This window comes from Microcoleus sp. B3-D7 (assembly GCF_036705305.1).
Classification (GTDB): domain Bacteria; phylum Cyanobacteriota; class Cyanobacteriia; order Cyanobacteriales; family Microcoleaceae; genus Microcoleus.
On the sequence record NZ_JAUBUE010000096.1, the window covers coordinates 1 to 7,050 of the forward strand.

A 7,050-nucleotide genomic window follows, 5' to 3' on the forward strand; every position below is an offset into this window, starting at 1 on the left:
TTTGGGCAGTCCCAGTCTGGCGAGTCCTCATCCTCAAAAGAATGAAAAGCACGAAAGCATTGCTGTCCATCAAGGTAACGGGCAATTTCCATTACCTCATCTGCCAAAGAAATCGGAACTCTAATGGTCTTAAAATCGCGTGTACTCCATTGGGGAGGACGACCAGCCCCTGACCGCTTTCCCCCACGCCTAACCCTTCTAACTGATTCAATCATACAATCAAGGAAAATATCGATAAAGTTTGGTAGCTCAGAAATATCTACATCTGTCTGTAGATATAGCTTTCCTCTATCTTAAGATATGAATTTTTTATTTACGGTTGTACCGGGTTTCACCCCCCCCGGTTGAACTCTCTTCGAGCGGGCAGCGTGGCCGGAGGGGGCGGGCCAGCCCAGCTACCCCCCCCGGCCCACGTTCTTTATCCTCCTTATTCCTCCATTAAGCGTTTATATTCAGCCTCGGCAGTTTTGTATTTTTCTGAACCACCTTTTGAGGCTCCCCAAATTTCGAGAATGATTTTCGCCTTGCCGTATCCGCGAGCTTGCAATTGCAAGATGCGTTCTCGGAGTTCCGAATCGGCGTTCTCAGCTAGCTTTCGTTCTACCTCTTCCTCGTTCTCAGAACTCAGTGCTAAAGCGCGTTCTAGCAGTTCTCGGTTTTTGTCAGTTGCAATCAAAAGTTCTGCCTCGTTCTTCCGTGTTTCCTCCGACACGTATACCGATGTGCTGATTTCATGCACCACGTCAGCTTTCACGGCCGCTTGCTTGAGTGCCTCAAATTCTTCATCCTTTGCCAGCTTCAAAGCTCCTTTACGGGCCTCAAAGCAGCAAGCAAAGCCAGCCACCAGGGCGATGCCTTGTATGAAATTATGCAGAGGAACTCGCTTGGAAAAAACGAATGGCGGCAACAGCCACAAAGTGATACCTGACAGGCTCAGGACGGAAACTCTCAGGAGCGACATAGCATCACCCCCAGCCCTACCAAAGCAGCTATTGAGCTGGAAATTAACCGGAACCGGAACTGCATTAAATCAATTCCCAGGATGGCGACTACCGCATCATCTAGGAGCCATGCAGAGGCCGAAACAATAAGTTTGAGAGCGAACAGCGCTTGCACGAATTGGAGCAAAGCGCTATCGAGCGATGCTGCCCAGCACAGGAGACTGGAAGCGATCGCAGTCAGTGCAAAAGAATTGCCAAGTGCGATCGCCTTTATCATGGCTCGTGCCTCCTCAAAATATTGTTGATGTAGTCCTGTGCTGATTCATGCGCCTCAAACTCCAAAGGACAATGCCCCCCATCTATTAGCGCGATAAATTGCCCGTCGCGGTAAATGAATTTGTTGTCTTCAAAAATCTGCCAGCCCCAGCCAGCAACATCCTCATAAACTCGGACAAAGTAACCGTTGTGCCAGTATCGGGCGTCTGAGTTTGCAAGCCGTCGCAAAACGTTCAAAATCATTTCTCAGTCCCTCCTTTTTTGGTTTCAGGAGGTTGTAGCATCGCCCAAATTTCAGGATGGCTCTGAGCAGTTATTTGATGAATTTGAGGCTTTGGGATTGAAACTTCAACCTTTGTAATTTTTAGGTGTTTCATTTCTCAATCCCTCCGAGTAGCTTGGCTTGAATCGCTGCAATCCTTTCAGTGGCACGATTCTCGGCTTTTTCTAAACCGACACCTAGCTTGGCATATCCAGGAGCCAAGCCGAGCAGGTGTTTGGCTAGTCCCACGTCGGCTTTTTTCTTAGTGTACTCGGTGGTAGCGAGTACCTTCTGGTGCTTGCGGTAAGCTACGTGTACTGTGGTATCCGCCTCTTCAATCTGGCTTGTAGCTCTAAGGTATTTTTTTGTGTACCTCGCACCTTCAGTTTTTTCCTTCGCCAGCGCCTTTCGCGCATCGGCTTCTTCTTTGCTGAAGTATTGCGGGGCCTCGATTATGGCTGCTGTGCGGATGCTGGCAAAATTGCCAGGATTGATAGGTGTAATTGCCTTAGCATCAGTCGGTGCAGCCAGTTTATCGCTCTTGCTCGTAATAGCATCTGATATCTCGCCACCGAATAAACGTGTCATCATCCCCATTTATTTCTGTCCTATTTGAATCTGGATTTTTACCGAAGGGAAAAGATTGAGAGGATTGATTCGCGGCCATAGCGAAAGCACGAGTACAGCAAAGCCAGCCGAAGCCAAAGCCACGGCGATTAATTGCCCAAAATCCACCCATTCCAGCAAACTAATCTGGCGGGGTGATTCCTGGTTAGCGGACGCTACTGTGTTAAAAGTGCTTTCAATTTTTGGCTCGAATTCCAGCCCGTGAGCTAACAGCAATTTCTCCCATGTTGCTGTCGCTGTAAGTTTTCCGAAGCTGCGGGCGTGGTCATTCGTTAGCCCGCAATCATAAGCGAGTTGTCGAAGTGAATCGATACGGCGACCGCCGTTGCCGAACTTGGTCGCAGCAGTATTAAGAGTTGCGATCGTCCGAGCAGGACGGCCGTCACCTTGTGTCATAATTTTTGAGCTCCAAACGTTGTCAGATAACGATTTGGGGAAGTTCGTAGTCGATTCGGTGCTGATAACACCGGATTGACCGCGCATATCAAATCTTCCTTAAACTTACGATCGCAGTATTCGAGCCACCTTGTCAAGGGTGGCTGGTAAAGTTTTGTCTCGCTCAGTCGAGTAATTCTAGGAGCGCTTCAACGTCTGCCAGTTCAACCTTAGATTTTTTCCGCTTGGCTCGGAGCTTGCTCAACATCGTGGCTGCATCAGGTGTTAATTTTTCGGAAAGTGTGGCGGCCGGAGCAGAATTTTGCTTTAGCTCGGAGAGTTGCGCTTCAAGTTCCTCCCGATCGGCGTGGGCTTCGGCTAATTCTTTCCTAAGCGATGCCACATTCAATTTACACCGTTTCCATAATTGGAAAACCTCATCATTTGACTGTTTTGCTGTGTTCGCATCATCCGCCTTCACCGTTTCCATAAACGGATGAACCTTGTTATCTGGGTGTTGTGTTGTGTGTGCACTATCCCCTTTTATCTCAGTTTCTACCGTTTCCATAAGCGGTGAAATTTCAGAATTTACCGTTTTTATAACTGGAATACCGCCCTCTGCCATTGCCTCTAAATAATCATTGCGACTAACTCCAGATTTTGCCGCTACCTCTGCCAACCACTGCCAAGCCTCATCCGTGAGATTAACAGAACGAATCTTGCGGGGAGTGTCAGATTTTCGTGCAAACTTGCCTGATGTATTCCGTGCTTTGTTAGCCATCACCGTTTCCATAAATGGTTGACATCTCTATCTAACCATTTCCATAAATGGTTGTCAAGTGTTTAGAGCTACCATTTCTATAAATGGATAGAAGCACCATATCTTAAACAGTATCAAGCGCGTGACACAGGGTTTTGGGTGTCCTTGCGGACGGCGTGGCGGCTATTTTTCCGATGGCCGATTTTCCAATTGTGACTACGAACAAGACAATGGCGGCCAGTCGTAAAAATCCCGCTAGGGTTAGGCGGACAAATCCATATTTCCCAGCCTAAAGGTTCTAACCCTTGAAACCACATCAGGAAACTATAATTACCTGACTCAGGGCTTGGAACTGCTACAGATTCATCAAGTAAAGGGCGGGCATCAACGCTGATTTAGGGATGGAGACTATAACCTGACCAACGTTGTGCGAAACTTTGTCGAGCTTAATCTGGTAATCAGTCTCACGGCTGCCATAACCGATATGTGTAAGAGTCCCCTGCTGACCCTCATGAATATTACCTTTTTCCGAAATCACTACTCTGCCGCCAACTTTAAACTCCCTGTGCTTTGCTCCGATAGTTGCGGGAGTTGAAGGGGGGGACTGCGTAAGTTTAGCGGGAGGTACTGCGGGAGTTATATCCTTTGCTGGCAGAGGATTAGCGGGAGTTGCGGGAGTTTGGGGGGGGGAATCCTTTTCTATATATGTGTCTAAATCGCTTTCTTCCTCATCTGTTAAGAAATCATGATTTGCACTTCCTAGTAAAGATTTAGTGTCTAACTCCCGCAACTCCCGCTGATGTATATCTGGTAAGGGTTTAAATCCCGCATCAACTCCCGCTAAACTCCCGCAAACTCCCGCACCAACTCCCGCTAAGGTTTCAGAGTGAGTAGGGTTAGTGTCGCCCTCAGTTCGCAATCTCAAGCCTTGAAAATAAGCGATGCGGCCTTGGTGGCGGGTAGCTGGTAAGTTTTCATCTGCCAAGATATCGGCAAGGAGCCGGGGAAATTTGACAATACTGAATTTAGACAGTCCGCCAGCCTCACAAAACCCTTTGTAAGCGTCGTATAAGTTCCCAGCGGTACAGCTAGCGGTCGGGTCGAAAACCAGTGCAGCGTCCACGAAAGCGGCGACCGAGTTTACCTCAACCTTCATTTCCCATTCTTTTGCCTTGTACTCGACAATCTGGTTAACTCCTTTTCCCTGTATCGCTTGAGTTACGGCACTATTTGCTAGTGAAAGTGCGATCGCGATGCAGGCAGGTATTTCGCTGTCAAGTTGCGCTTCTAAGGAGTAATCGCGTTTTTCGGTAGCAATAGGATTGTCAAAGCCAACCAGGCAGAGACGGCGTTCTAGCCCTGTTGTGTCGCCAATAAAGATGGGTTTGTTTGAGCAAATGATTAACGACCCGTAGAAGTGGGCGCTTGTTGCTCGTTGGTAGAGTTCTCGGTATGAAATCTCATCTCCCCCAGTAAGGCTCAGTATGCTGTCAATTCCTACTGGTTTGCGCTCGTCTGGGAAAACTACCAACTGCTTGTCAATCAAGGAAGCTTTAGTCGAGCCGTCTCCAAGTTTGTCAAGTTGACAGGCAATGTTGTTGTCCTTGCCCACCAGTTTTTGTAGGAAACGAGAAAACTTGCCTTTACCGGAACCAGGCGCACCCACTAGATGCACAAACATCTGCAAGTCAAAGAAGCGATGCTTTAGAACCGCGTTAACAATGGCTAGGAGCTTGAACATTTTGCGCTCGTCACCCTGCATCGCCGTGCGGAAGAATTCGTGAATGTTAGGGCAATTTACCCGCAATGCTTCCAGAGTGTCGCTTAAATCACCTGTTAACGGCTTGTATTCATAGGGCAGGTAAGAAGTGAAGCCCATTGCTGGTAAATGTTCAAGGGGTTTGGCTTCAGCCCCATCAAATACACAATTGCTAAAATTGATGTATCGCGACTTATCCCAAAATTGCCATTTGAGTTGGCGTAAGTCGCATTCTAAAAGCTTCCGCACGTCGTCAAGATAGGCGCTTCCCCCATAGCTTACTCCCTTCGCGTCTAGGATATTCTTCAGCCAGCTTTTAAACGCGCCTAAACCCATTTTTTCCCAGTGTTTCCCGCTCCACTTGCGCCAAGTCTGTTGTTCTTCATCGAATTTAAGTTGATGTCCAAACTCTTCAGCTAATCTTGCTGTAACTGCTTGGGGTGTCGGTGGTTTTTTAGTCGCTGATACCTCACTACCCCGTGTGTCACGCGCTTGAACTCCCCAAGATTGTGCATTCATCAAGACGGCGCGAAACTCTTCAATGCCCTTGTTGTTTATAAAGTCATCCATTCCCTTACCGTCCTCTACCTTCCAATGCCCTGTGATGGTTCGTACCTCACAACCGTACCGTAGCAGGGCTTTAGCAAGTTTTCTTTCTGCGAACCGTACATTTTTATTGGTAGCAGCGTCAGCATCAAAAGCAATAATGAAGCCGAAGCCAGCTTCTGCCAACCGTTTGAGCGCGGGTATCAAATCGGGTTGACCTTTAGCTTTGGGAGTCATGGCCATTGTCACGCCAACCAGACCGATAGTGGGTAAATTGTGCTGACAACCCGTTATCGCTTTGAAGCCACCCTCTGTGATGAGTAAGTAAGGCTTACCATCTATTGTGAAGCAGCGAAGTTTGAGGGCATCCAAATCAGCCCAGTATGCTTTTATTTCAGGATGTTTGGCTAAAAAAGCGTCGTATTCACCTTTACCCGTGCGATATTTTGGCAGCTTGCCATCGGTTGAAGCCCACGGCTCGTCAGGTTTGAATTGCCATTGACCGTACTCATCCGATACCAACATGATGCCAGGGGATTTTGCATCGTATCCCAGCATTAGGGAGGCTTTCGGGATATCAAAGCTTATGCAGTTCGCCTCAGCCCAAGGTGCAGTAATATGACGCGCTGCGATGTGGGCTTGATGATCAGGTGTCAGCTTTAGATTGATTGTGGGCTGACTGTGAATCGCTGTACAATGTGACATAGATTTGTGCTCGCCTGAAAAGACGAGTTGAACCCAAATACCGCTGCTCTCAGGTTCCAATTGTTAGCAGCGGTTTTGGTTAACGTTTACATGAAGTCTAGGAAAAATTAAAACACGAGTGGAACCGCCCCGCTAGAAAAGCGAGCGGGTAGGTAGGTCACTGCGAGCGCAACCATTCGATTCAATCTTGGGAATAGGAATAAAGATTGTGATTCTAGGTGGATCACGGCTCCCCTCAACTTTGCCTTTGTAGAGGATAGGGTCGAAGTCAGAAAGAGCTGTAATTGTCTTTGCCAAAAAGGAATTATCAACCCATCCGCTAACGTAGGGCTTTGCAAGTTTAATTTGCAACCTCAAGTAATTGAAGTAGTACGTTGCGAGTTTAGCCCGCAACATCAACTTGATTTGCTTTTTGAGGGCAAGTCCAACTTTATAAATGACTATACGCCAAAAAGTTCTGTGCCTTTTCCATTGTTCCCTTATTGCCTGTCCCTCAAATATGCAAGGGAGTCCCATCTCCGAAATAAGGGAGAACTCATCCTCGACAGATTTGATGCAAGAAAGTAGATCCATACTTTTTAGCTTATAGCGTTCAAAGCACTTTGAGTCTTTGTTTGCGGAAGGATTTTACCTGGGCTTTGAGGCTCTCAACCTCCGACTGTAATTGCTTATTTTTAACCCCCAGGACTTCCGCGCAATAGTGCAAATAATTAAATTGCATGGCTTTTGGGCAGTCCCAGTCTGGCGAGTCCTCATCCTCAAAAGAATGAAAAGCACGAAAGCATTGCTGTCCATCAAG

8 protein-coding genes are annotated in these 7,050 nt (G+C 47.5%); all 8 read right to left on the reverse strand.

Features of this window, described 5'->3' with window-relative positions:
- Nucleotides 1-427: 427 nt before the first annotated feature.
- Nucleotides 428-961 carry a hypothetical protein gene (locus tag QUB25_RS29035; protein WP_333188855.1) on the reverse strand — a complete coding sequence of 178 codons (534 nt, stop codon included), beginning with the start codon at nucleotides 959-961 and terminating at the stop codon, nucleotides 428-430.
- The gene (locus QUB25_RS29040; RefSeq protein ID WP_333188857.1) at nucleotides 949-1,218 is read right to left on the reverse strand and encodes a hypothetical protein; all 270 of its coding nucleotides are present in this window, start codon (nucleotides 1,216-1,218) and stop codon (nucleotides 949-951) included. Before QUB25_RS29040 ends, QUB25_RS29035 begins: the two co-directional genes overlap by 13 nt.
- Nucleotides 1,215-1,460: a hypothetical protein gene (locus QUB25_RS29045; protein WP_333188858.1), complete on the reverse strand. Its 246-nt coding sequence runs from the start codon at nucleotides 1,458-1,460 to the stop codon at nucleotides 1,215-1,217. The genes QUB25_RS29040 and QUB25_RS29045 overlap by 4 nt, the downstream gene beginning before the upstream one ends.
- A 130-nt stretch (nucleotides 1,461-1,590) precedes the next feature.
- A complete protein-coding gene (locus QUB25_RS29050) occupies nucleotides 1,591-2,070 on the reverse strand; it encodes a hypothetical protein (RefSeq protein WP_333188860.1) in 480 nt (159 codons plus the stop codon).
- A 6-nt stretch (nucleotides 2,071-2,076) separates the two neighbouring features.
- A complete protein-coding gene (locus QUB25_RS29055; protein ID WP_333188862.1) occupies nucleotides 2,077-2,502 on the reverse strand; it encodes a hypothetical protein in 426 nt (141 codons plus the stop codon).
- Between the two features lie 163 nt (nucleotides 2,503-2,665).
- The gene (locus QUB25_RS29060; RefSeq protein ID WP_333188863.1) at nucleotides 2,666-3,262 is read right to left on the reverse strand and encodes a hypothetical protein; all 597 of its coding nucleotides are present in this window, start codon (nucleotides 3,260-3,262) and stop codon (nucleotides 2,666-2,668) included.
- 334 nt (nucleotides 3,263-3,596) lie between these two features.
- Entirely contained in the window at nucleotides 3,597-6,251 is a 2,655-nt protein-coding gene (locus QUB25_RS29065) for a DUF3854 domain-containing protein (RefSeq protein ID WP_333188865.1), read from the reverse strand.
- A gap of 592 nt (nucleotides 6,252-6,843) precedes the next feature.
- On the reverse strand, nucleotides 6,844-7,050 hold a 207-nt coding region (locus tag QUB25_RS29070), incomplete at its 5' end, for a hypothetical protein (protein WP_333188868.1).

What these genes read in the sequence shown, in the direction of transcription:
- QUB25_RS29035 (WP_333188855.1), bottom strand. Translation starts at nt 961, where the DNA reads ATGTCGCTCCTGAGAGTTTCCGTCCTGAGCCTGTCAGGTATCACTTTG.
- QUB25_RS29040 (WP_333188857.1), bottom strand. Translation starts at nt 1,218, where the DNA reads ATGATAAAGGCGATCGCACTTGGCAATTCTTTTGCACTGACTGCGATC.
- QUB25_RS29045 (WP_333188858.1), bottom strand. Translation starts at nt 1,460, where the DNA reads ATGATTTTGAACGTTTTGCGACGGCTTGCAAACTCAGACGCCCGATAC.
- QUB25_RS29050 (WP_333188860.1), bottom strand. Translation starts at nt 2,070, where the DNA reads ATGATGACACGTTTATTCGGTGGCGAGATATCAGATGCTATTACGAGC.
- QUB25_RS29055 (WP_333188862.1), bottom strand. Translation starts at nt 2,502, where the DNA reads ATGACACAAGGTGACGGCCGTCCTGCTCGGACGATCGCAACTCTTAAT.
- QUB25_RS29060 (WP_333188863.1), bottom strand. Translation starts at nt 3,262, where the DNA reads ATGGCTAACAAAGCACGGAATACATCAGGCAAGTTTGCACGAAAATCT.
- QUB25_RS29065 (WP_333188865.1), bottom strand. Translation starts at nt 6,251, where the DNA reads ATGTCACATTGTACAGCGATTCACAGTCAGCCCACAATCAATCTAAAG.